Source organism: Williamsoniiplasma lucivorax ATCC 49196 (assembly GCF_000518285.1).
GTDB lineage: Bacteria > Bacillota_I > Bacilli_A > Mycoplasmatales > Mycoplasmataceae > Williamsoniiplasma > Williamsoniiplasma lucivorax.
In genome coordinates, this window is sequence record NZ_JADH01000001.1 from 114,405 (window position 1) to 139,950 (window position 25,546).

General features: G+C 33.1%; 17 protein-coding genes and 3 rRNA genes. All 20 read right to left on the minus strand.

The window, feature by feature from the left end; genetic code table 4:
• Nucleotides 1–215: 215 nt before the first annotated feature.
• The 20 genes from sepF to P695_RS0100630 all read right to left on the minus strand — a co-directional run bounded on the left by sepF (nt 216) and on the right by P695_RS0100630 (nt 25,474).
• Nucleotides 216–596, minus strand: a complete 381-nt coding sequence (gene sepF / locus P695_RS05790) for a cell division protein SepF (protein ID WP_169728729.1) — start codon at nt 594–596, stop codon at nt 216–218.
• A gap of 7 nt (nt 597–603) precedes the next feature.
• The gene (gene ftsZ, locus P695_RS0100540) at nt 604–1,755 is read right to left on the minus strand and encodes a cell division protein FtsZ (protein WP_028126385.1); all 1,152 of its coding nucleotides are present in this window, start codon (nt 1,753–1,755) and stop codon (nt 604–606) included.
• 4 nt (nt 1,756–1,759) lie between these two features.
• Nucleotides 1,760–3,124 (minus strand): hypothetical protein, encoded by a 1,365-nt coding sequence (locus P695_RS0100545; protein ID WP_028126386.1) that lies wholly within the window; start codon nt 3,122–3,124, stop codon nt 1,760–1,762.
• 16 nt (nt 3,125–3,140) lie between these two features.
• Entirely contained in the window at nt 3,141–4,067 is a 927-nt protein-coding gene (gene rsmH / locus P695_RS0100550; protein WP_028126387.1) for a 16S rRNA (cytosine(1402)-N(4))-methyltransferase RsmH, read from the minus strand.
• Between the two features lie 2 nt (nt 4,068–4,069).
• Nucleotides 4,070–4,501, minus strand: a complete 432-nt coding sequence (gene mraZ, locus P695_RS0100555; protein WP_028126388.1) for a division/cell wall cluster transcriptional repressor MraZ — start codon at nt 4,499–4,501, stop codon at nt 4,070–4,072.
• 354 nt (nt 4,502–4,855) lie between these two features.
• Nucleotides 4,856–5,035 (minus strand): 50S ribosomal protein L32, encoded by a 180-nt coding sequence (rpmF, locus tag P695_RS0100560; RefSeq protein WP_028126389.1) that lies wholly within the window; start codon nt 5,033–5,035, stop codon nt 4,856–4,858.
• 11 nt (nt 5,036–5,046) lie between these two features.
• Entirely contained in the window at nt 5,047–5,550 is a 504-nt protein-coding gene (locus P695_RS0100565; RefSeq protein ID WP_028126390.1) for a YceD family protein, read from the minus strand.
• A 1-nt stretch (nt 5,551) separates the two neighbouring features.
• A complete protein-coding gene (pheT, locus tag P695_RS0100570) occupies nt 5,552–7,930 on the minus strand; it encodes a phenylalanine--tRNA ligase subunit beta (RefSeq protein ID WP_028126391.1) in 2,379 nt (792 codons plus the stop codon).
• Nucleotides 7,931–7,936: 6 nt separating this feature from the next.
• The gene (gene pheS / locus P695_RS0100575) at nt 7,937–8,989 is read right to left on the minus strand and encodes a phenylalanine--tRNA ligase subunit alpha (RefSeq protein WP_028126392.1); all 1,053 of its coding nucleotides are present in this window, start codon (nt 8,987–8,989) and stop codon (nt 7,937–7,939) included.
• A 63-nt stretch (nt 8,990–9,052) separates the two neighbouring features.
• Complete coding sequence (locus P695_RS0100580; protein WP_028126393.1) at nt 9,053–9,679, minus strand: hypothetical protein; 627 nt, start codon at nt 9,677–9,679, stop codon at nt 9,053–9,055.
• Nucleotides 9,680–10,347: 668 nt separating this feature from the next.
• Nucleotides 10,348–10,455 (minus strand): 5S ribosomal RNA (gene rrf, locus P695_RS0100585).
• A gap of 82 nt (nt 10,456–10,537) precedes the next feature.
• Nucleotides 10,538–13,440, minus strand: a 23S ribosomal RNA gene (locus tag P695_RS0100590).
• A gap of 284 nt (nt 13,441–13,724) precedes the next feature.
• Nucleotides 13,725–15,249: ribosomal RNA gene (locus P695_RS0100595) — 16S ribosomal RNA — on the minus strand.
• The 16S, 23S and 5S rRNA genes sit together here, the layout of an rRNA operon.
• A gap of 779 nt (nt 15,250–16,028) precedes the next feature.
• Nucleotides 16,029–17,444 (minus strand): NADP-dependent glyceraldehyde-3-phosphate dehydrogenase, encoded by a 1,416-nt coding sequence (locus P695_RS0100600; protein WP_028126394.1) that lies wholly within the window; start codon nt 17,442–17,444, stop codon nt 16,029–16,031.
• Nucleotides 17,445–17,554: 110 nt separating this feature from the next.
• Nucleotides 17,555–18,328 (minus strand): TrmH family RNA methyltransferase, encoded by a 774-nt coding sequence (locus P695_RS0100605; protein ID WP_028126395.1) that lies wholly within the window; start codon nt 18,326–18,328, stop codon nt 17,555–17,557.
• Nucleotides 18,329–18,358: 30 nt separating this feature from the next.
• Complete coding sequence (locus P695_RS0100610) at nt 18,359–18,862, minus strand: dUTP diphosphatase (protein ID WP_028126396.1); 504 nt, start codon at nt 18,860–18,862, stop codon at nt 18,359–18,361.
• Nucleotides 18,863–18,944: 82 nt separating this feature from the next.
• Entirely contained in the window at nt 18,945–19,775 is an 831-nt protein-coding gene (locus tag P695_RS0100615) for a sulfite exporter TauE/SafE family protein (RefSeq protein ID WP_028126397.1), read from the minus strand.
• Between the two features lie 145 nt (nt 19,776–19,920).
• A complete protein-coding gene (locus P695_RS0100620) occupies nt 19,921–20,322 on the minus strand; it encodes an HIT family protein (protein ID WP_028126398.1) in 402 nt (133 codons plus the stop codon).
• Nucleotides 20,322–22,634 carry a lipoprotein gene (locus P695_RS0100625; protein WP_028126399.1) on the minus strand — a complete coding sequence of 771 codons (2,313 nt, stop codon included), beginning with the start codon at nt 22,632–22,634 and terminating at the stop codon, nt 20,322–20,324. Before P695_RS0100625 ends, P695_RS0100620 begins: the two co-directional genes overlap by 1 nt.
• The gene (locus P695_RS0100630; RefSeq protein WP_028126400.1) at nt 22,634–25,474 is read right to left on the minus strand and encodes a lipoprotein; all 2,841 of its coding nucleotides are present in this window, start codon (nt 25,472–25,474) and stop codon (nt 22,634–22,636) included. Before P695_RS0100630 ends, P695_RS0100625 begins: the two co-directional genes overlap by 1 nt.
• Nucleotides 25,475–25,546: the final 72 nt, after the last annotated feature.

The following is a 25,546-nucleotide window of genomic DNA, read 5'->3' on the forward strand; positions in this document are numbered from 1 at the left end:
GCTTTCCTCCATATTTGCATGTTAAAACACATTTTTTTTCATTTTTAATTAGTAAATACCGATAGAAAATAAAGCAAAAACATCGTTTGCTCAGTTTTTCATGAGTGTTTTTTCATGTATATACATTGTAATACATCTTTTGTGGAAATGTGGGAAAAAAATTGAAGAATTTTTTACACAATAAAAAACCATCGATATTTAGATGGTTTTTTAAATTATTTTCTTGTAATGAATTTGTAGATTTTATTTTCAACTTTGCTATATTCGCCATCTAATCCGTACATTACACCAGTGATAAAATCAATGGTGCGCACTTTATCAGTTGGTGATAAGCGTGAAAGATCCACTAAAACAATTTTATATTCAATTAATTCATCAACAATCGGTCTGATTGTTGAAAAAGATGTGGGAGTAAAGATGGGAGTTTTACGTTTAACATCTTTTTGAATTGTTGAAGCTGCTTGTTGTTCTTGAGTTTGCACACCTTCACGAAAAGTTGCAAAATCTTCATTGTCATGAATTGAATTTGATGAAAATTGGTTATGAACAATTGGTTGTTCTGTTTTATGTTTAAAAAGATTAAGAAATTTTTTCATATACACCTTACTTCAAGAATGTTGGGAAGTCATCATCCTCTTCATCCACTTCATTATTTAATTGTTGTTTTAATTTGATTGTGCGGTCAACCATTTGTTTATTTTCAAAAACTTTTTCTTTTTGTTTCAATGATTCAATATCAAAATTATTTGTATTAATCACTTGTCTTCTTTGTGATTCCAAAATAGTGTTTTGTTGTTGCTGTTGCACGTCGGCTTGGTCAAAACCAGTTGCAATCACAGTCACAATTAATTCATCATTTAATTGACTATTAATTGCAATTCCAAACACAATATTCACATCTTCACTACCAGCTGCTTGTTGAATAATATCAACAGCATCATAAGCATCATTTAAGGAAACAGTTTTACCACCAGTAATATTAACAATCACATCTTTTGATCCAAAAATTGAAGCTTCTAATAATGAAGAAGAGATGGCTTTATTTGCTGCTTGTACAGCTTTATCTGGTCCTTCAGCAATTCCAATTCCGAATAAAGCATTGCCTTTTTTAGACATCACAGTTCTGACATCAGCAAAGTCTAAGTTAATCACGGCAGGCACAGCAATTAAATCAGTAATTGTTTGTACACCTTGTTTTAAAATTGAATCTGCTTCTTTAAATGAATCTTCAATTGGTAATCCACCAATGTATTCTAATAATTTATCATTGGAAATCACGATCACTGAATCAACATGTTTTTTTAACTCCGTTAGTCCTTCAATCGCAAATTTATTACGATTTTTTCCTTCAAAGCGGAATGGTTTTGTAACAATTGCCACAACCAAGGCACCAGATTCTTGCGCAACTTTGGCAATGATTGGCGCAGCACCAGTTCCAGTACCCCCACCCATTCCAGCAGCGACAAACACTAAATCTGCACCTTCTAATGATTCTTTAATTTGATCAATTGATTCTAAAGCAGCTTGTTTCCCGATTTCAGGATTTGCCCCTGCTCCTAGTCCTTTAGAAATTTTTTCTCCTAAAATTAATTTTGTGGGCGCTTTTGAAACTGATAATACTTGCGCATCAGTATTGGCAACAATGAAATCCACACCTTGCACACCTTCGTTGATCATTCTATTGACAGCGTTGTTTCCACCACCACCGACTCCAATCACTTTAATTTTCGCGATTTGGTCAAATTTTTGTTCCATATTTTTATCCTATCCTTTTCTTTTTATAAATTGGTTTCTTGTCAATTAAGATCCCTTCATCCATCAGGAAATATCCTTGTTGTTGAATTTGGGCCCCGCCCAAAGTCAAAGGGCTTTTGAAAATTGTATTTTCATTTTTTGGTTTTGCATATTGTTTTGGAATAATTCCCACCGAGGTTTGCAAATCCTCATCTTCTTTTTTCATGTTGTTTAATTGTTCTAAACTTTTTACTGTTCCCAAAGCAATATTTAAATGATAATTATTGTTTGCTCCCATAAAAAATTCGTTAAAGACATAATCACTAGCAATCGCGTTACCTTTTTTTAACACTTCTTCAGCACCAATGATTTTTTGAATACTTCCGAAATTATAAGTTATAATTTCGTGAGCATTGCTAAAAATTTCAAAAATACTTTTAATTTCTTCATACTGTGTATTTAAGGTTTGAGTGACAATATTTTTGAGTTCTTCACCTGTGTATTTAACTAATTTTTTATATGTTTCAATTTTGGAAAATGTTTGTAAGACCAAACTATCATTGAAATTATTACTTGCAAAATTTAAGAGGTTAAACAAGTAAGTTTCCGCGATTGTTTCTTTGATTTTTAATTGTTTAGCAACGGTTTCTAATACCTGATTTAAACCAAAAGGAATCACTGAATGTTTTTTCATAATCCCTTCAATAAACATCCCTGCTTCAATTTGTTTTTCACCTCAATTAATAATTAAAGTTGAAGCATTTTTTGAAATCGGATTGACCGAAACACGATAGAGTTCATTAATCGCATGAGTGAGAAATAAGATTGTCAAATTTGCTTTTTCCACAACTTCATGATGACTATTCACAATCGCATTATTCATTTCATAATTCTGGAAAATTGCTGAAAGCTCTTTTCCAGAAAACTGACAAATCCGGTTGAGAGGTGCAGACATATGGTCAACTGATCATGATAGACTACGTGATTGTAAGATTACATTTTGGTTAGTTGATGGTTTGGCTGAGGCAACATTTTTTAATTGTTTAATTTTGTCTTTGGTCACTGGTGTTGGTTGATCATCAAGAGCAATATTAATTTTTTCATAAGCTTCTTTGATTTGAATTTTTTCAGATGGCAAGATTAATGCCACTTTGCAAATTTGAAAACCTTCATGTGTGCGTTCATATTGATCAACAAATTCTTTAACTTTGTTTGCTGTTTGTTGCACATTATTCACAACGAAGTTATGGTTTAAAAAATCTTTTTTATTCTCTGTTTTTTGAAAAACAACCATTGTTTTATGTCCAACCACTTTTAAAACTGTAAACAATAATTTGTGGGGGCGAATTTCTAGAGTAGCATAAATTCTTGCTGGTACACTTACTGACATAATCTCACATCCTTTCTTATTTTTTTTCGATGACTCACATCTTTGCACTATGGGCGCGATTATTATTTTCAAGTTCTAGACTTGATGGGGTAATTGGCTTTCTAATAACTAATTCATATTCTTTATCAGTTGGAATCGTTATTGGTAATTTTTGAGCAATGGCATCAATTTCTTTAATCGTGACTGCTTTAAAAATTTGTTTAATGTGTTTTTCTTCTAAAGAGTGGAAAGTAATAACAACAATTCTTCCTCCTGGTTTTAAAAGTTTTAAACTTTGTTCAATTGAAGATTGCAAGACATTGATTTCATCATTGACATAAATTCTTAAAGCTTGGAAAACTTTTTTAGCCGGATGACCTTTTTGACTCAAAACTTTCGCTGGTAATGTTTTTTTAATCACATCCACTAATTGGAAAGTGGTGTTGAGCGGTCGAGTTTTGACAATTGCTGCTGCAATTTGTTTGGCGAATTTTTCATCAGCATATTGTCAAAAGATTTGTGCTAACTCTTCTTGAGTTTTGTGATTAAGCACATCTGCTGCTGTTAGTTTGTTATTCGTTGTGTCCATACGCATATCTAATGGTCCATCAAAGCGATAACTAAACCCTCTTTGCGCAACATCAAATTGCGGGGATGAAACTCCTAAATCATATAAAATTCCATCAACCGCAAAAATATTTTCTAAAGCTAACAGTGAAGCAATGTTTGAAAAATTTCCATTTAAAATATGAAAGTTTTTCCCGGTTTGACTTAATTTAGCTTGTGATTCTTCAATTGCTGTTAAATCTTGATCAATAGCATAGAGTACACCATCTTTTAGATGACTAAGGATTGCAGATGCATGTCCTCCCCGCCCTAATGTACAATCAACATAAACACCATCGGGTTTAAGCTTTAAATATTTAATTGCTTCGTCTAATAAAACGGGTTTGTGTTTTTCCAATTTTATTCACCCACATTGTCTATTTTTTCTGCAATTGCTTCAATGTTTGCGAAGTTATCTTTTTCATATTGGTCATAAGAAGCTCGGTCTCAAACTTCAATTTTGGAACCAACACCAAGAATGTAAACATCTTTATCGATTTTAGCCACTTGCAATAAATTGGCAGGAATTTTAATTCTTCCTGTAGCATCAAGCTCAAGATCAGCAGAATTAGCAAAGATATAACGCATTAAAGCACGGGTATCTTTTTTAAATGGTTCAAGCATTTCTAATTCTTCTTTTCAAATTAGGAATTCTTGTTCATTTCTAATTTCTAAACTTCCTTCAAAACCACGAGAAAGATAAACCACTGGGTTCATCTTGGTTCTAAGTTTAGACGGCAAAGTCAAACGACCTTTGTTGTCTAATGAATGTTCAAATAAACCCAAAAACATAACACTTTGCCCCACTTTCTCCCACTTTGTAGTTATTATTACATTATTCAGTAGTAAAAACAAGCATAAAAATATAAAAAAAGCATTATCTAATTGGCAATTAAGCAAAAATAAAATGGAAATATTGCTTCTTTTGGTGGAAAAACTGCCAAAAATATGGTGGTTATGGTAAAAACTATATAGATAAGAGTACGACAATTATCTTTATAATGAATTTTAACAACCTAATTAAGTTGGTTTTTTTCATATTTTTTCTCCCGCAGATGTGTTTTTTGTGCATCAAAAAACAAAAAAAATACAAACATTTGTTTGTATTTTTTCAATTATTTAATCCTAGATCACTTAATTTATAAATTAAGCTTCTACTTTAATTGCTTCTTTTCCTTTGTAAAATCCACATTCACGGCAAACACGGTGAGGTTTGATTATTGCACCACAGTTTGTACATGACATTAAAGTATCTGGTGTTAATGCTAAGTGTGAGCGACGTTTGTTTTTAGCCGCTTTACTGGTTTTTCTAAATGGTACTGCCATAATCTCACCTCCTATTTGTCAGTCTTAAAGTTGTTTAATTTGTCTCATCTGGGATCCAATTCTGCATTTGTTTCTTGTTCTTTTAAGTAATCATTTTCACTCAAAAGTTCCCAGTTGGAACCAACCTTATAGATTATATCATGTTTTTCTGAGATGTTAACAGGGATATTTAGGTTTATTTGTTCAATAATATATGCAGTTAAATCGAAGTTGTTTTCTAAAATTAAATTTGTTTGATCATTGTACTCTTCATCAAAAGAATATTCATCATTTCAATCAATTTGTTGAGTCGAAGTGAATGTGTGTCCATCATTGGCATCAGTCACTTCTAAGCTAAATTCAATCATGCCATCAATTTCAACAGTGGCAAAATCTGCTATGTAAGTTAAATCTATATCATAATTAATTGTGTTAATCTTTTTAATCAAAGGGTTTGCTAGTTGAATTTTGGTTAGATCATCAATTTGACCAACCAAACGCTGAGAGGGTTGATTTTTAAAATCTTGTAAATTCATGTTATCTAATTGTTAAATTCATTTTTTTAATGTTATTTAACACCTTATCTCATTCAGCAGTAATTTCGGCTTCAGTTAATTGTTTATCTCAATCATTAAAAACAAATGACAAAGTAATTGATTTTTCTTGTTTAGCTTTCATCTCATCATTTTCGTACTCGCCCATTAATTTATAAGACATCACTTTGGAAACATCATTTAAAATGTTTTGGGTTAATTCTTGATAAGTGATAAACTCTGGCAAGATTAAAGAAACATCTCGTGATGAAGGTTGGAATTTAGCAATCGGTTTAACTATAATGGTTTTTTCAGCCATCTCAAACAATAAATCTAAGTTTAATTCAGTTACAAAAGTTGGTTTTATTTTTTGGTTGATTTCAAATTTAGGGTTTAGTTTAAAAATAAAACCAATAATTTTTTGATCAATTTTAATTTCCGCATTAATAAATGGGTGGATTTGTTTATTGATTGGTTTAACCTCATTAAAACTAATTCGTAAAGGGTCAATTTGATAGAATGCCAAAATAGCATCAACTACACCTTTTAAGTAGAAATAATTATTTTCCAAATTGTTTTTGACAATTGGCTCTTGAACAACATCCCCAGTCACTAAAACACCTAAATGTCTTTGACGTACTTCACGAGTATAAACATCACCAATTTCTCAAAGTTTTAGACGTTTGTTATTGTTTAATGAATTATAAACAGCAGTTTCAATGATTGAATTAGTTAAATTCATACGATATACTTCACGCATTTGTGATAATGGTGAATTTAAAACAATTGGTCGTTTTAAAGCAAATAAGTTTCATTCATCATTAGCTTCTTTACTAATTAAGGAGTAAGTTTTAATGTTATTAAATCCAACCCCAATTAAGTAATTACCTAGTTTGCTTTCAAGGTTTGCTTTTAATTTATCTTCATGATGGTTAGATTGAATAATCAATGGTGCTTCTGGAATATTGTCATATCCATATAAACGAGCAATTTCTTCACAAATATCATTTTTACCATATAAATCAACACGGTTCAGGTCAGGATAAAAAGTCAATTTATCACCATTATGTTTAATTTTAAAATCTAATGTTTTAAATAATGAAGCAATGTGGTGTGCTTTGATTTCAAAACCTAAAATGTTTTTAATCTCTCCTAAAGTTAAGACAAATTTGTTTTTGGCATTGGCATCTTTCGCTTCAAAAACATGAGCAGATTTAGCTTCTAAAATTTTGTAATCATTTAAGATGTGCATAAAAACTTGATCCGAAAGTTCAAAAAGATTTGGATTTAAAGGTTTCATATATCTTTGTAAATTTAAATTCGAAAGGTTTAAATTTTTTTGTTGTTTTCTCATTAATGAAGATTTGAAATTTAAACGTATGGCCAACATTGTTTTTGTGTTGTTATCAACACAAAATTCTGGTGTGGTTTCTAAACCAATAATTTGGACAATTTGTTTTTTTGCTATTAAAGCTAAAACATCTTTGTCTTCATGTTTAATGATTTCTAAATGCAATGGATCTTGCAATTTAGCTTGGTCAATTAAAATAATTGGTTGTCCAGTTTGCACAGTCGCAAGCATGGCCATATTTTCCATTTGGTTAGGCAAACTTTTGTGACCATTAAGTTTTAATCATAAATCATCTCTCGCATGTAAATTGGAAATATTTTCCTTAATTTGATAGCTTTGGTAAGTGAATGAATTAATTTCTTGTTGAATATGTTTAGCAATGTGAATATCTAATTTCGGGTTAGAAATTGTTTTAACGTCTAAATTTTTAGTATAAGGTTTTTGAATCTTTAAAGCAAAGTAGTTTGCCACCTCTTTTAAAAGTTGTAAACTTGCTAAAGCATCACTACGATTTAAAGTTAAGTCAACTTCTCAAACGTAATCATTATATTTAATTTCATCAACAGTTTTACCAATTAAATGAATTAAATCAATATCAGAATGAATGACATAAATCATGTCATTTTCTTCTTCTCATAATGATGTTTTGGGCATCCCAATTTCGTTCAAAGCACAAATCATTCCTTGCGAATTATAACCTTTAATTTTTCTTTCACCCATCGTTAAACCATTAGCAATCGTTGCTCCAACTGGAGCAACGACAACAAATTGTCCGGCAGCCACATTACTTGCTCCACAAACAATTTCTAAAGGTTGTTTAGTCCCAATATTAACATGACAAAAACTTAGGTGTGTATCAGGGATTTTTTCTATTTGTTCAACATAACCAATTAGTAATTTGGTGTTTAATTTGGCAAAGTCAGTTTCTGATTCCACTTCAAATCCTAAAGCATTTAAAGCATGAGAAATTTGGGTATTGGTTATTTTGTTTAAATCTAAAAATTTAGACAATCATTTTCTTGTTAAAATCATTTTTACCTACTTTCCATAAAATGGGAATTGTTCTAAAAACTCCACATTGTTTTCATAAAATAATCGAATATTATTAATGCCAAATTTTAACATCGCAATTCTTTCGATGCCAATTCCAAAAGCTAATCCAGTCAGTTTTTTTGGATCTAACCCATTAACTTCCATCACTTGTTGATTAATCATTCCAGCCCCTAAAATTTCAATTCATCCTGAAAATTTACATAATCCACATCCAGTTCCGGCACATTTGAAACATGAAATATCCACTTCAATACTTGGTTCAGTGAATGGAAAAAAACTTGGACGTAAACGGATGTTGACACTTTCATCAAACAATCTTTTAGCCATATATTTTAAAACTCATTTTAAATTAGCAAAGGAAATATTTTTACCAATGGCAAAACCATCCACTTGCATAAATTGGTGTGAATGTGTGGCATCGTCATCATCACGACGATAAACATTGCCATAAGAAATGGCAGCGAGATTTTGGTCTTTGTGTTTTTGTTCAGCCAATTTAGTCAGCAATCTTGAAGTCATATTAGTACAATGTGTTCTCATCACATGATCATCTTCAATGTAAAAAGTATCTTGCATATCACGAGCAGGATGATCTTTTGGTAAATTTAATTTTTGAAAGTTAAATTCATCATTATCAATTTCTGTACCATCAACTAAATCAAAGCCAATTTCAGAAAAAATTTGACCAATTTCTTCAATCACAAGATTTAATGGATGTTTAGTTCCAAATTGCAAATTCATTCCTGGTAAGGAAACATCAATTTTTTCAACTTTTAATTGTTCATGCAAAATTTGTTCTTGTAAACTTTCGGTTAAAGCATTTAATTTGTTGGCAATTTCAACAAAAACAAGATTTGCTTGTTTACCAACTTCTTGTTTGGTTTGTTCATCAGCATCCCGCATTGATTTTAAAATGCTGGTTAATGGAGCATCTTTTCCTGAAAATTCTTTTCGTAGATTTTGCACTTCAGCTAAAGTTGTTACTTGTTTTAGTTTGGTTTCAAAATCTTTTTTAATGTTTTTTATTTGTTCTAACATGTTTCCTCCATCATTTATTATTTATTATATAAAATTTAGCAAATAGTATTGAATAAAATAAAGCTATTGTGTATTTTTTTCATTTATTCGGGCATTTTGCTTCATTATTTTCAATTTAGCACTCTTACTAATCAAATCTTGTTCATATGCTTCATTCAATAAAGCAAATGTTTGGTCAGTTGGAACAGCAGTAATTAAAATTTTTAAAATGACTTTTAAAAATTTTTGCAATTCATAGCTGACTAATTCATCGGCATAAGCGATGTACAAATCACGATCATAATCAACTTTTTGTTTAATACAATTTAAATTCAAAGCTGATTGAAAAATTCACGGAATTAAAGCATCATTAATGTAAATTTTCAATAAAGCATAGGTGTTTTTTAAAAAGGCATTATACCCATTAATTTTCAAACTATCATTATTTAGTTCGCCTAAATAACGAACAGTGACATCATTAACCTGGTCATATAGGGCAGTTATCTTAGTGATGCGATTGAAAATTGCTTGCTTGGTCAAGGACGAAAACTGAAAATTAGCAGTGATTTCTAGGCAAGCAACAAATTCAGTTTTATTCAAAAAAATCGGTAAATCACTAAATTTTCATTTGAGAGTTAAGTCATTAAATTTGGTGCTAAAAAAATCTTTTTTTCTGTTTTTATTAAAAGTTTGCATTAATTCTTTAAACATTTGTCCTCCTTTGTGCTGCATTTTTGATCTTCATTGACATTTTCATTAAATTGCAATCAGTCTTCCAACTTTAATTATATAATTTTACATGAAAAATTACACCAATTTGCGAGGTAGCAAGTTGATGTAATATATTTTCAAAATTTTAAGTGGTACAAGCACTATTTCGAAAGCCATAGTTATGGTTTTAAACGCGATTTTTAAATCGTTTTTTGATGTATATAAATATTAGTTATGTCATACTTAAATGACTGAAAAGATTACATATCTTTACCGTGTTCGAGTTCACCAGGGCAATAAAGCAATTAGTGAATTCTTGATAATTCAATTTTTGTTAGCAAAAATCATCTTAACACCTCATTCTATTTGCATTTAATTTTGCATTAAATGTACTTTTATCAGTCTAACTTTTCTAAGAAAACATTGGTCTAATCTCCTAAAGTATTTATGCTTTTATATGTAACTTTAAGTTGCATAATTTTGTCTGATCTATCTTTATCATTCTAGACTATCAACTCCTTTGAAGTATTTACTCCCTACCTTTATTAAAACACTTTCCAAATTAAAAACAATATTTTTTTAAAAAAATAAAAAATTTTTAAAAAAATAAAAAAATCTTTTCCAAAGTGCCAATTATTGCTAATTATACACTGGAAAAGATTTTTGTGAACTGGCATCGTGCTACTTTCTCGCAATGCAATATCATCGCCGCAGTAGAGCTTAACTTCTGTGTTCGGTATGGGAACAGGTGTGACCTCTACGCCATAGACACCAGATCGTGTTTTTGAATTATTCTTTGAAAACTGAATACTAGATTGAAATACTTATATTTATAAGCGTTGTTAAATAGATTTTTATTTCTAAAAGTCTCTCGAATTATTAGTATTGGTTAGCTCAATGCCTCGCAGCACTTACACACCCAACCTATCAACCATGTGGTCTACATGGATTCTTACTTCTTACGAATGGGAAAATTCATCTTAAAGGAGGCTTCTCGCTTAGATGCCTTCAGCGATTATCCTTTCCACATATAGCTACCCAGCTGTGCCCTTGGCAGGACAACTGGAGCACCAGGGATGTGTCCAACTCGGTCCTCTCGTACTAGAGTCAGCTCTCTTCAATTTTCCTACGCCCACAACAGATAGGGACCAAACTGTCTCACGACGTTCTGAACCCAGCTCACGTACCGCTTTAATGGGCGAACAGCCCAACCCTTGGAACCGACTACAGCTCCAGGATGCGATGAGCCGACATCGAGGTGCCAAACCTCCCCGTCGATATGAACTCTTGGGGGAGATCAGCCTGTTATCCCCGGGGTAACTTTTATCCGTTGAGCGACGGCCCTTCCACTCGGGACCGCCGGATCACTAAGTCCTTCTTTCGAATCTGTTCGACTTGTAAGTCTCGCAGTTAAGCATTCTTCTACCTTTGCGCTCTATGTATGATTTCCAACCATACTGAGAATACCTTTGAGCGCCTCCGTTACATTTTAGGAGGCGACCGCCCCAGTCAAACTACCCACCAGACACTGTCCCTGACCCAGATAATGGGCCGAGGTTAGAAATTCGAAGTAACGAGGGTGGTATTCCAAGGTTGACTCCACAAGAACTAGCGTTCCTGCTTCAAAGTCTCCCACCTATCCTCTACACGTTACACCAAATTTCAATATCAAGTTATAGTAAAGCTCCACGGGGTCTTTCCGTCTAGTTGCGGGTAACCAGCATCTTCACTGGTACTAAAATTTCACCGAGTCTATAGCCGAGACAGCGAAGGGATCATTACACCTTTCGTGCGGGTCAGAACTTACCTGACAAGGAATTTCGCTACCTTAGGACCGTTATAGTTACGGCCGCCGTTCACCGGGGCTTCAATTCAAAGCTTCGCTTGCGCTGACTTCTCCTTTTAACCTTCCGGCACTGGGCAGGTGTCACCCCCTATACATCGTCTTACGACTTAGCAGAGAGCTGTGTTTTTGTTAAACAGTTGCCCCTCCCTCTTCACTGCGGCTCACATAAAGTGAGCACTCCTTCTTCCGAAGTTACGGAGTCATTTTGCAGAGTTCCTTAGCTATAGTTTTCTCGCTTGCCTTAGGATTTTCTCCTTGAATACGTGTGTTCGTTCTAGGTACAGGTAAATAGTTCTTAAGTTAGAAGCTTTTCTTGGAAGCATGGAGTCATGGTCTTCGTTACTAGGCGTACCGTTCACTCCCCATAACGCTTCAGAGTTAAAGTATGCGGATTTGCCAACATACACCCCTTTGCGCTTAGCCCGCAATCCATTAAGCGGGATCCACTATCCTTCTCCGTCACTCCATCACAAACTATTCAGTACAGGAATATCAACCTGTTGTCCATCGACTACGCCTATCGGCCTCGCCTTAGGTCCTGACTAACCCTGGGTGGACGAACCTTGCCCAGGAAACCTTATTCAAATAGCATGAGAGATTCTCACTCTCAAACGTTACTCATGCCGGCATAATCACTTCTAAGCGCTCCACTGGTCCTCACGGTCCAACTTCATTGCCCTTAGAACGCTCCCCTACCACTGTACAAATTGTACAATCCGTAGCTTCGGTAGTATGCTTAAGCCCCGGTACATTTTCGGCGCAGAATCACTCGACTAGTGAGCTGTTACGCACTCTTTAAATGATGGCTGCTTCTGAGCCAACATCCTAGCTGTCTATGCAATTCCACATCCTTACACACTTAGCATACATTTTGGGACCTTAGCTGACGATCTGGGCTGTTTCCCTCACGAGCATGGACCTTATCACCCATGTTCTGACTGCCGTATAATTGGTTATGGCATTCGGAGTTTAATTTTATTCAGTACCGCTAGGTGCGGCCATCATAAATTCAGTGCTCTACCTCCATAACTGTACGTACGACGCTATCCTTAAAGATATATCGGGGAGAACTAGCTATCTCCGGGTTCGATTGGAATTTCACCGCTAGCCACAAGTCATCCACGGTCTTTTCAACGAACGTTGGTTCGGTCCTCCATTAGGTTTTACCCTAACTTCAACCTGCTCATGGCTAGATCACCCGGTTTCGTGTCTACTGCTGCATACTATCGCCCTATTAAGGCTCGCTTTCACTACGGCTCCACATTTATCTGCTTAACCTTGCATACAACAGTAACTCGCCGGCTCTTTCTACAAAAAGCACGGTGTCACCCCTTAACGGGCTCCACCTTCTTGTAGGCATATGGTTTCAGGAACTATTTCACTCCCCTCTCGGGGTACTTTTCACCTTTCCCTCACGGTACTGGTTCACTATCGGTAAAATGGTAGTATTTAGGCTTGCCGAGTGGTCTCGGCGGATTCCGACAAAGTTTCACGTGCTTCGCCGTACTCAGGATACTTCTTCGAGATTAACGCATTTCATATACGGGAGTATCACCCTCTGTGCTCAGATTTCCCAATCTGTTCTACTATACGTTAATTTTGTAACTCTAACAAAAGTCCTACAACCCCATCCCGTAGGATGGTTTGGCCTCTTCCCCGTTCGCTCGCCGCTACTAGGGGAATCATTATTTATTTTCTTTTCCTCTTGGTACTAAGATGTTTCAGTTCCCAAGGTTCCCTTCATGGTAGCTATGTATTCACTACTCAGATAACATGTAAACATGTTGGGTTTCCCCATTCGGTCATCACCGGATCAAAGCTCACTTCCAGCTCCCCGATGCTTTTCGCAGGTAGTCACGACCTTCTTCGGCTCCATTTTCCAAGGCATTCACCATACGCCCTTACTATTTTTTAGAAAAAATCTATTTGGCATATAAATATATTTATTTATTTTTGTTTTGTAATTTTAGTTTTATTACTGATGTCTTTCAAGATCGTTGTTTAAAACAACGATCTGAAATTTGTTTTTTAATTGTTATTATTGCTAATAACAAGTAAGAAAATTATATTTCATCTAATATTCAGTTTTCAAAGAACAATTCTGTTTTGCCAGAGATTATTAAAAATAACCTCTGAAAACTAAATAGAACCAAACAGTCCACATAGACACCACTATGTGTTAATAATTAATCTCCATAGAAAGGAGGTGATCCATCCGCACGTTCCCGTACGGATACCTTGTTACGACTTAACCCCAATCGCTAATCCTACCTTGGGAAGCGCTCTCCTTACGGTTAAGCTACCTACTTCTGGTATTACCAACTCTCGTGGTTTGACGGGCGGTGTGTACAAGACCCGAGAACGTATTCACCGCGACATAGCTGATTCGCGATTACTAGTGATTCCGGCTTCATGGAGTCGAGTTGCAGACTCCAATCCGAACTGAGACCGACTTTTTGAGATTAGCTAGTCCTTGCGGATTTGCGACTCTTTGTATCGGCCATTGTAGCACGTGTGTAGCCCAGGACATAAGGGGCATGATGATTTGACGTCATCCCCACCTTCCTCTAGTTTACACTAGCAGTCTTGTTAGAGTCCTCAACTTAATGGTAGTAACTAACAACAAGGGTTGCGTTCGTTGCGGGACTTAACCCAACACCTCACGGCACGAACTGACGACAACCATGCACCACCTGTCTCAATGTTAACCTCCACTATATCTCTATAGCTTTGCACTGGATGTCAAGCCCTGGTAAGGTTCTTCGTGTTGCTTCGAATTAAACCACATGCTCCACCACTTGTGCGGGTCCCCGTCAATTCCTTTGAGTTTCACTCTTGCGAGCATACTACTCAGGCGGAGTACTTAATGCGTTAGCTGCAGCACCGAGGAAATCCCCGACACTTAGTACTCATCGTTTACGGCGTGGACTACTAGGGTATCTAATCCTATTTGCTCCCCACGCTTTCGTGCCTCAGCGTCAATAACAAGCCAGTAAGCCGCTTTCGCCACAGGTGTTCTTCCATATATCTACGCATTTCACCGCTACACATGGAATTCCGCTTACCTCTCTTGTATTCTAGTGATGTAGTTTTCAAGGCGAACCGGAGTTGAGCTCCGGGCTTTAACCTCAAACTTACAAAACCGCCTACGCACCCTATACGCCCAATAATTCCGGATAACGCTTGCCACCTATGTATTACCGCGGCTGCTGGCACATAGTTAGCCGTGGCTTTCTGGTAAGGTACCGTCAGCTTAAAAGCATTTCCTCTTTTAAGTGTTCTTCCCTTACAACAGAGCTTTACAATCCGAAGACCGTCATCACTCACGCGGCATTGCTTCATCAGACTTTCGTCCATTGTGAAAAATTCCCTACTGCTGCCTCCCGTAGGAGTCTGGGCCGTATCTCAGTCCCAATGTGGCCGATCAACCTCTCAGTTCGGCTACGTATCATTGCCTAGGTGGGCCATTACCCCGCCTACTAGCTAATACGCCGCATCCTCATCTTAAAGTGTTCCAAACGGAACTTTCAACTTCTTCTCATGCGATAATGAAGTTCACATGCGGTATTACCCTTCGTTTCCAAAGGCTATCCCCCGCTTTAAGGTAGATTAGATACGTGTTACTCACCCGTTCGCCACTAGGGTGCAAGCACCCCCGTTCGACTTGCATGTATTAGGCATGCCGCCAGCGTTTATCCTGAGCCAGGATCAAACTCTCATTTAAAATTTAATGTGTTTTGATTCTGACTGTTTGTTTATATATTTGTATAAAGTATTTGTTTTTTTATTACTCAATTTTATTGAATTAACAAGTTTGTACAATAATTGTTCTATTTAGTTTTCAAAGATCATTTGTGCATTCTTTTGACCCATTTTCTGGTGAAAATTAAGCCGTTTCCAAAGAAGCAACAAAGAGATAATAACATAATGAGATAACTTTGCAACCCTTTTTTTAAAAAAGTTTTGGAAAATTATTTTTTTTAAAATATCTTTTGTTGGTTTTTGTCATTCGTTTCACTTTTAAACAAATAATTTCGCTTTTTTGAACGTCTCAGGTGGAAAAAAGCATGCTTTTGTTTTCAAAGTTGTAGATTAAATTTTTAACTGGCTAAAATTCTTCTTTTAGCTTTTAAAATTTTATTCCTTAATGAAGTTCTTTACGTTTAACGTTAACTTCATCTTCATTTTTAAATCATTGATCGGAAAATGAAGAACGAGTTTTTAAATTAAATGCACAGGAAAGCAAATGTTCCATCTTTTAATGGTAATTATGTCCCTGAGCATTATTTTACATGCTTTATTTTTAATAGGTGAAAAAAATGCTGTTTTTTTGAAAATTTTTGCCAAAAACCGGTGATAAATTTATTTTTCACGAATTTCAAGCTTTTCTCTTTCATTAATTAGCTTTGCCCTATCAGTTTGGTGTATTGAAATTACTACCTTCCTTCCATCTGAAAACAAAAAAATGAGTTAGCACTCATTTTTTGGTTCTTTTTAATTAGTTTAGTAATTAATCACAATTCCTTTTAAGCGTGTGACGCTTAAAAGTGTTTCATGAATTCCTTGTGCCCCAACCCCAGAATCTTTAATTCCTAAAAATGGGAACGAATCTGGTCCACGTTGTGATTTACCATTAATATTAATTGTTCCCACTTCTAAAGTTTTAGCAATGTGAATAGCTTGATTTAAATTTTGGGTATAAATTGAAGCTTGTAATCCATAATTTGAATCATTAGCCACTTTAATCATTTGGTCAAGATCATTAATGCGCAATACTGGTAGGACTGGTCCGAATGGTTCTTCTCAAGCGATTTTCATTGCTGGTGTCACATGATCAATTAAAGTTGGTCAAAGTAAATTTTTTTCATGACGATCACCAGTCACAATTTCCGCCCCTTGCTTTTTGGCATCTTGGATTAACTCTAAAACAAAATCAGCAGACACTTGATCAATCATTGGGGTAATTTGGGCGTTGTCTTGTGGAGTACCAACTTTTAGTTTTTCCACTTTTTCTTTTAAGATTGGGACAATCTTGTCAGCAATTGCATCAGTCGTGATCACACGTTTAATTGCAGTACATCTTTGCCCTGAATAAGAAAAGGCTCCACTAATAATTTCATTAGCATAAAAATCTAGTTTTAAATCATCTAAAACAATTGCTGGATCTTTGCCACCCAATTCTAAAACCACATCTTTTGTTGAGGCAGTTTGTAAAATATGTTGACCAGTTTTTGTTGAACCAGTAAAAGAAATAAAGTTTAAATGCGGATTATTAGTTAAGTCATCACCAATATCTCTTCCACGACCAGTTACCACATTAAAGACACCTGCTGGAATTTGGGCTTCGTGAGCTAATTGTCCCAGCTTGGCCCCAATGAGACTTCCTGCTGTTGCTGGTTTAAAAACTAAAGTGTTTCCCATCACTAAAGCTGGGGCAATTTTAGCTAGTGCTAAATTGATTGGATAGTTAAATGGGGAAATTGCTAAACCAACTCCTTTAGCAACTCTTTCAAAAATACCGTATTTATTTTTGACACCCATCCCAGCTCCAGTTAAAGCCATTGGTTCAAGACGCATTGCTTCTTGGAAAGTGTAATCGATATATTCAATAGTTCTTTCCACTTCACTTAAAGCATCTTTATAAGCTTTAGCAACTTCATGCATAATGATTGTTGCTAATTCTTCCTTGTTTTTTCAAATTAAATCTCTTCATTGATTGAGAATTTTAATTCTTTCTAAAAGTTGTAAATGCTCTCATGATTTTTGAGCATTTTTAGCTGCCTGGTAAGCATTTTTAATATCTTCAGCACTTAAAGCCGGCACTACCCCAGCAATAGTTAAACTAGTTGGATTTAAAATTTCCACGACTTCTTTTCTCTCAATTAATTGACCATTAATCAAAGCTTGCATTTTGTACATATCCATACCTCATCAAATGTTTTATAAATTAAAACATTCTTTCTTACTTATTATTTAACCATAAAATTAGCCTTTTTTGGTGGGGGTGACAACTCACCAAACAAAAAAGGCTATTCGCCTTCGACATAAATCTTGTGCATAATAATTGAACCAGCAATCGCTGCATTTAATGATTCAACTTGGTCATTCATTTCCACATTAATATTAATGTCAATCATATCTAAGAGTTCAGGAGAAATCCCTTTGTTTTCATTACCAAGAATTAAGGCATATTTTTCTTTGTCATCAAATTTAACTTTTTCCAAAGTTTTGGCATGTTGGTGTAAAGAAGTTCCTAAAATAATGTAATCTTCATTTTTTAAATCATTAATTGTTTTCATTAAATATTCATTAATTAAGTTGACTTGGAAAAAGTTACCTTGTGTTGAACGTAAAACTTTACTATTATAAAAACCAATTGTATTTGGCGAAGCAATAATTGTTTTGAAATTAAAACTAGCAGCACTTCTAATTAAAGTTCCTAAATTACCTGGATCTTGTAATTGGTCTAAAAGTAAAATGTTGTGGTCTAAATCAATGGCTGGTTTTTTCATCGCACAAACAGCAAAAATACTTTGACTAGTCACCACATCACTTAACTTCTCAGCTACACTAGGACTAATTTCAAAAACTTCTTTGGCTTCATCAAGATGTTTTTGAATCGCACCATGTTTTAAAGCTTCTGAGGTTCCTAATAAAATTAAAACTAACCCTTTACGAAATGCTTCTAAAATTAAGTGTTGTCCTTCTAAAAGAAATTCTTGGCGTTCTTTACGCACAGCTTTATCTTTTAATTGCAAAATGTCTTTAATAGTTTGGTTAGTGACTGATGTGATTTTTTTCATATATTCCTTTGTAATAATTTTATCTTAAATTTAGTAATTAGAATTTTGACGTTCAAAATTCACTTCATTTTTGATTTTATAAGCATTTAAAATTGCAGCTTCTGAATAGTTTTGAATGTGAGCAATCATTAAGAAAGCATTTAAAAGTTGCTCATAAGTTTGACTAGTTTGTTGTTTAATAAAACTATTTAAGTGTTCTAGAATACAAAAGTAAGTTTCAATGTTATTTTCAACATTTAAAGTTTCAAATTGAAAGTGTTTGAAATCAAAATTAAGATCATTACCTAAACTAATCAAGAAATGCAACCCATCAATATATTCATCTAATTGAATATCTAAATCGCTGGCTTGTTTTTTGGATCAAAATTTAAAACTACGCTCTTCGTTGGCATATTCTCCTAGTTCAACAAAAAAAGCAATGATTTTTTTGTTGATATAATTTTGGTCTGTTGCTAAATTAATTTTTTTTAAAATATAATCATCGAGTTTTTGTTGTTGTTGGCTTAATCAAATTAATGTTTGTTGTGAAATCATTGTTTCTCCTTAAAAATAAATTAATTATATTTTATCAAAACAGACAATTTTTGGAAAATAAAAAGGAGCAATCTGGATTTTTCTAGACAATATCCACAATCATTTTTATGATGGAAGCTCAAATTAAAATAATCAACAATCATTTAATATAAATCTCTTTGTGAAAATGTTTTTTTAAAACAAAAGCCAGCGTTGTTGACCCAATTGCTGCTACTGATAAAGGTAGTAGATAATTTAAAGTAATAGTTTGGTTAGTAAATGTTTGATAATTTAACATCAAACTCACAAAACTTGACACCATAATAATTGTGTGGCTAATTGGGGTAGCTTGTTTCATATTTAAATAACACAATAAAATTAAGGCTGGCATAATCACAGGTCCACCCCCCATACCAGTTAATGCAGTAATAATCCCTGAGCAAAAAGCCACAACCGGAATAATTAAAAGATTAATTTGAGTTTGATCATTTTTATTTAATGGGACAATTCAAAATTTATTTTGTGGTGGTTTTTTAGAATATGTTTTTTGTTTGAAAACATATTCTGACAGAAGCAAAAGAAGAGTGACAATTCCTAAAAAGACAATAATAATAATTTTAATGATCAAAGCATTAAAGACAGTATTTAAATACTGACCAAGAAAAATTGCTGGTGTAGCAAAAATAATTGCTAAAAGAATAATTCAATAATTAATATTTTTTTTATAAGCTTCTAAAAGAACATTAAATAGAGCTGAAGTGAAAACTAAAAAAGTGGAAATAAATTTGATTTGATCAATGCCATAATAATCACCAACAACTAATAAAAGTAACGGAACATATAAAATTCCCCCACCAACTCCAGATAATGAACCTAAAAAAGAAATTAATAATGTGAGAAAAAATAATAAAACAATTGTTTCGACCATGCCCATCTTAATTTCTCCTCTCCTTTATTGACAATTGTGTCTGGTAAGTTAATTACATTTCAATTATAACATTACCAAATTAAGCAAATTTCAGAAAAACTAAAAGAAAATTGAACCTATAAAAGTTAAAACTTTTTGGTTCAATTTTCTTTTATTTAGTTAGTAATTCATAAACTTGTTCATTTGTGCGGTGTTCCACTTTATTTTTACTTGGAATATAACCTTCACTTTTGACATATTTAGGAATAATGTGTTCATGATAATGGAACACAACTTGAAATGCCTCTGCTCCATTATTAGAAATGAAATTAAAGCCTTTTGGTTGTAATTTATCACTTAATAATTTAATCACAGCTTTTTTAGCAACATTCACATAAGCAATGTTTTCTAATGTTGTAGAACTAAAATCTTCTGAATGTTCTTTAGGAATGACTAAGGTGTGTCCTTCACTATTTGGGAAGATGTCTAGAAAAGCAATCGCATGTTCATCTTCATAAATCACATGTGCTGGAATATCGCGAGCAATAATTTGACAAAATAAACAATCTTTCATTAGTCTGATGTCCCTCCTGATTTATCTTCTAAGTATTCTTTTAATGCTTCATATAAAGGTTTATATAAGATTTTATCATTAGTTAAGAAGAGTGGATAAATCGCAGCTTCAGCATTTTTAGACATACCATCTTTTTTCGATGTAATATATTCAACTTGTGCTAGTAATTCGGCTTTTTTAGTTTTATTTAAGTTTGTCACATCTAAACTAGTTACATTATTTGAATAGAAATCAAACCCTCCATCTTTCACCATGTCATTTGGATGGTCTGAACCAGAACCTAAATTAATTTTGTAAGAAACAGTTCTTCCATAGTTACTAATTTCATCTTTGGTATAAACATTTCCTGTTGAACCTTTATCAAATGATAATTTTATTGAACCAAAGTCTTTAACATCACCATATTTTAAAGTTGATGTTTCTTTTGGTGTTTTAACATATAGATTACTATCTTCAACAGTAAATACGAAGCCATCTTTTTCAATTGGTTTTACACCTTTGAAATCTTCTGCTAATAAAACTTTATCTTGTCCTAAAGCCACGTTTCCATAAGTTGTTCCTAGTGTGTTTTTGATGTTAGCTTGGAACCCTTTTAAAGGTGCTATAGCTGGTAAATCCCAAATCTGTTTAGGTTCGTATTGGGTACCGTATTTTGTATTAAATGCATCAATTGTAAATGAAGCATCATTTTGATCAATCAATAAAATATTTTGTAAATTATTAGCATGATTGTTAGTAATTCAAGTTTTTTTAGTGTCTGAAATTTCGGCCTTGTTTTCATTAGCATCTTCTAAAGAAGATCAAAGTTCAGCAACACCAGCTGTTTTATAGAAAGTTGTTGATTGTCCATAATCAAATGCACTATCTTTATCACTTAATAAATCAATTGCATAAATTGGTAAGACAATGACAATATCATATTTACCAATTTGTTTAGAAGTAAATCCTTGACCAGAATTTGTTAAAATGGCTGGTGCATTAGTTTTTGCTATAACCGCTTTTGTACTATCATCAACTTGAAAATTACCATCAACAGATTTAATTGAGTCGCCATCATTTTCAACAAAACCATTAAATCCTTTTAAACCGAAGAATGGATCAGTTCCGATGTTAGTGACGTTTTTTTCATCTTTTGAAATAACACCATTATATAACGCTTTCAGTGTTTGACGATTAGAGTTTATCAAGACCCCAGTTCCATCATCAATAATATTATCCTTACGAAGTGTTTTTCTTACATTATTAAGATCTTCTTGTTCATTATATGTTGCTGTTCAAATCATTTTTAGATTTGATTTGTATCCTTCATCTTTATTTCATGATTGGAGATATTTTAAGAGATTTGATGATGATTTATAGTATAAATCTTTTTCAATTGTTGTCACTTTATTATCAAGAGTTTTGGGTGCCCCAAATCTTCTAATAAATGTATCACTTGATAAGAAAGTTGAAGTTAATAGATTTTGAAATGCCTTACTTTTAATTGTTGCATTAAAGTATTCTTGAAATCTATATTCTAAAGCGGTTTTACCATTCATTTCAAAAACAGATTTTCCTTCATCTTTTGAATAAATTCCATCATCTGGTCCTTGTCTTTGCCCATCTGCATCAATATAAATTCTATGAAGTTTGTCAAGTGAAGCATTAGTAATTTTTTCATCTGTGCCTTTATTTCTAATAACAAATCTTCCCTCTTCAAGATCTTGAATAGTTGGAATGTATTCAGTTGTGTTTTGGTTTTCACCATTATAGTTTCAACGTTTTCAATCTTCCCCTGGTCTGCTTTGAATATAAATAAAATAATGATAAGGATCTATTTCTTTTTCTGTTTCTAATAAATTTTGAGGATTTAACAAGAATAAACTTGATTCTGATGATGCTATTTCACTATCTAAAGAAACTGGATTGTTTTTATCCAATAATCTAGTTGTATATTGAATATAAAACTCATTTTGTGAAATTTTACTTAAACGGTCCTTAGTTTCTGCAAATGATTCTTCTTTAGATTTTGGTTGAGCTTTTAAGTCTCTTGAATTTTGTTCATTAAAATAATTATTAGCTAGTTTAGAAGTGGTTTCTTGCACCATTTTTAGAACTGCATCTTTAAAATCAATACTGTTAAATTCTTTTCCGTTAGTAATTGCAAAATTTTTGTCTTTTGCTAATTCTCACATAATTAAATCTCTAAGTTTTTCTTCTAAAGTTGGAGTATCAAAACGTTTAACTTGGGTGTTCCCTGTACATGCAACAACAGTTAAACTAGTTGTTGAAATTAAACCTATTGTAGATAGGATTGCTAATATCTTTTTCATTATATCGCCCCCCCATCATGCTCTTTTGGCATGTATTTAGAATCAATGTCAAAAACCAAGGCCATTGCAGTTTTTGGTTGTGATTTGAATGGCTCAAATGCCTCTGAAAAAGCAACCTGATACCAATAATCTTTATCAGCTTTTGGAATAGGCAATTTAGAAATTGGTGCTCGTCCTTTTTCAACAGGATCTTTCATTGCATTAACAGTGTCATCAATATCTTGGTCTCACTTAGTTTTACCATCGAAATATGCATTTCGTGGATTATTCATTGAAGCATCATCTAATGTCACAAGTAAATCTGTAATTCTTTTTTTAACTCTTTGACTCTCTTTATTAGTTGCATCAAACTTAAACATTTTATCCATTAATTTGTTATTGTGTTCAATACCAGTAATAGCTTTAATGTAGTTTCATAATCAAATGTTATTTTTGCTCAACTTATTAGCATCTTTATCATTCTCAGTCATTTCTTTTTTCATTTCAGCAAAAATATCAAAACCATAAAAAGATTTGGTGGTGTCACCAGTTCCATTTAAGATTGAGTTATTTACTAAAAATTTTTCATAAGGATTAGTGATTGCAGAATTGATTGAAGAATAACCAACACCAATATCTTTAGCTGCTTTAATATCTTGTAGATCGATAATTTGTTCAACAAAATCATCAGGTTTTGTTGGCGTTTGACCGTTTCCAGATTCTTCAGTTCTAGATTGTTGCCCTTCTCCTGGTTTTGGTCAAATGGCATCACTATAATCTTGAAAAACAAAACGTCTTAATCCTTTAGCATCTTTGGCATCGTTTAGTTCAAGTAATTGCTTAAGTTGAGAAACTTCCTGCAAATATTTTTCTTTATTATTATTAAAAAAGAATGATGTTTGTTCTTTGATTAAATCTTTGTTGATTAATTCGAATCCATTGATTTTAGTAATATGTAAACCATCTTTATCAACAAAAGCAATAATTCCTTGCTTTGCATTTAAAACTTGATAAACCGGTTTGGTTGTTGCTGGGTCTCCAGCTCTTTCACCACCTGAAGTTCGTTTAGGTGACGGATCTTTACTTGGATCACGACGATCAAGGGATTTAATTAAGTTTAGGGTTTTAAACAAACTTTGTTTAACTTCATTATTTAAAGTTGGATCATTAATGTTTCCTATTGCGGTTTCTAAACTACTTGTTACTACTGGATCAGTAAATTCATATTTACCTGGTAAGTCTTTAAAATCTCCTGTTGCATCTAAATCAGCATGTGCTTTAGTTCCACTCCCAATAAAGTCATACACTGCATATTTTTGAATGCTTGATGCTCCAGGATTATTCATACTAATTAATGTATTTGGTGCTTTAAGTTCAAAATTGTTTGAATCTCATGTTTCGGGAAGATATCCCTTAGCAGCTTCTGAGGTTTTTGCTTTATTAGTTCAAATTTTGTCTTTTTTTCCTGAGTCTGAATTAGCAAAAATTGCATCAAATTTATATAAACTTGAGCCAGGTATTTTATCATCGTTTTTATTTAAACCTTCTATGACATAGTTTTCTAAAAAGTTAATTAATCCATAATATTGTTGTCAGTTTTTAGGATCAATTGTTGTCGCATTCAAAAAATTAGATCCAGTAATGTTTTTGTCTGATTCACCTTTAGTTGATTTAAAAACAACTTCACTAACTGAAACCGGTTTTTCCTTTTTAAAATATTCGTCCATTAAAAATCTTTGCGAATTAGTTAATAAACCATAAACATAAGAATCATCATTAGTTTTGATTTGTTCTTCATCTAAATTAGGGTATTCAGAAATCAAATCAAAATATGAAGAATTTTCAGTTAAAAATGGTGTTTTGCTTGATTTAAAAGTTCAGTGTTGTTCAACACCAGTTCCACGTCCTTGATTAAAATTAATCTCTTCAACTTTCTGAGTTGATTTTGGTTCTTTAAAAAGCCTATTAATTAAATCTTCGGCCATTGGCGAAGTAATTTCTGTGTCTTTATTTGCAAATTTGATGTTATTTAAAGATCAAGATTGAGTTGTTGGTGTTTGAGTTCTGCTTCCACTAGTTTTTGGAGCAATTATTGCAGTTCCACCAGTCATATTAATTAAATTTAAAATAATATTTTTTTGGTCAAGTGTTGCGCTTGTTAAACTAGCAGACAAATCTTTAACTTGAATACCGCCAAATGCTGTTTTAAATGCGGTTAATGCTGTACCAATATTTGTTTCATTTACTAAATTTGTATTAACACTTTTAGAACTATTGACTAAAAGTGTGTTAGTCAGCATAGCATATGCACCATATTCTGTATTGGTTAAAATTTCATTATTTTTTCAAGCTTTAGCTAAGTCATCGTAATTATTTTTTACTCAAGGAAATTGTTTGTGTAAGTCTTTTTGGAGTGTTTCTTTATATTTCTTTTCACCATGGTCATCTTTATATTTTTTTTCTTTAGCTATTCAAGCATTTTGCACTTTTCCATTCACAGAACTAGAATCACCACTACCAGGAGTTCCTCAAAGTTCTTGCAATTTAGCTTGCATTCCTTCTAAAGCATATTGATGTGCACTTGTTGTTGGTTCAATGTTTGCTAAAAAACTTGGATCACTTAAAAGACCAACTGCAAAAAATTGAAAGAACTCTTTCATTTTGGCAATATTATTTACCCCAATTGAATTCTCTCTAACTCAGTTTAATAAGCTTTCTGCTGTGATTTTTAGGTCACCATCTCCATCAATAAATGTTGAGCCTGTCGTGTCTTCTTCTGTTGAACCTGAACAAGCAACAACTGTTAAAGCTGTTGTTGCTACCATGCTCACTCCACTCAATATCGACAATAATTTTTTCATATTTCCTCCAAAAAAATTTCAATATAAATAATTATAAACAAATTCTTGCTTTATAACTACTAAAAAATATAT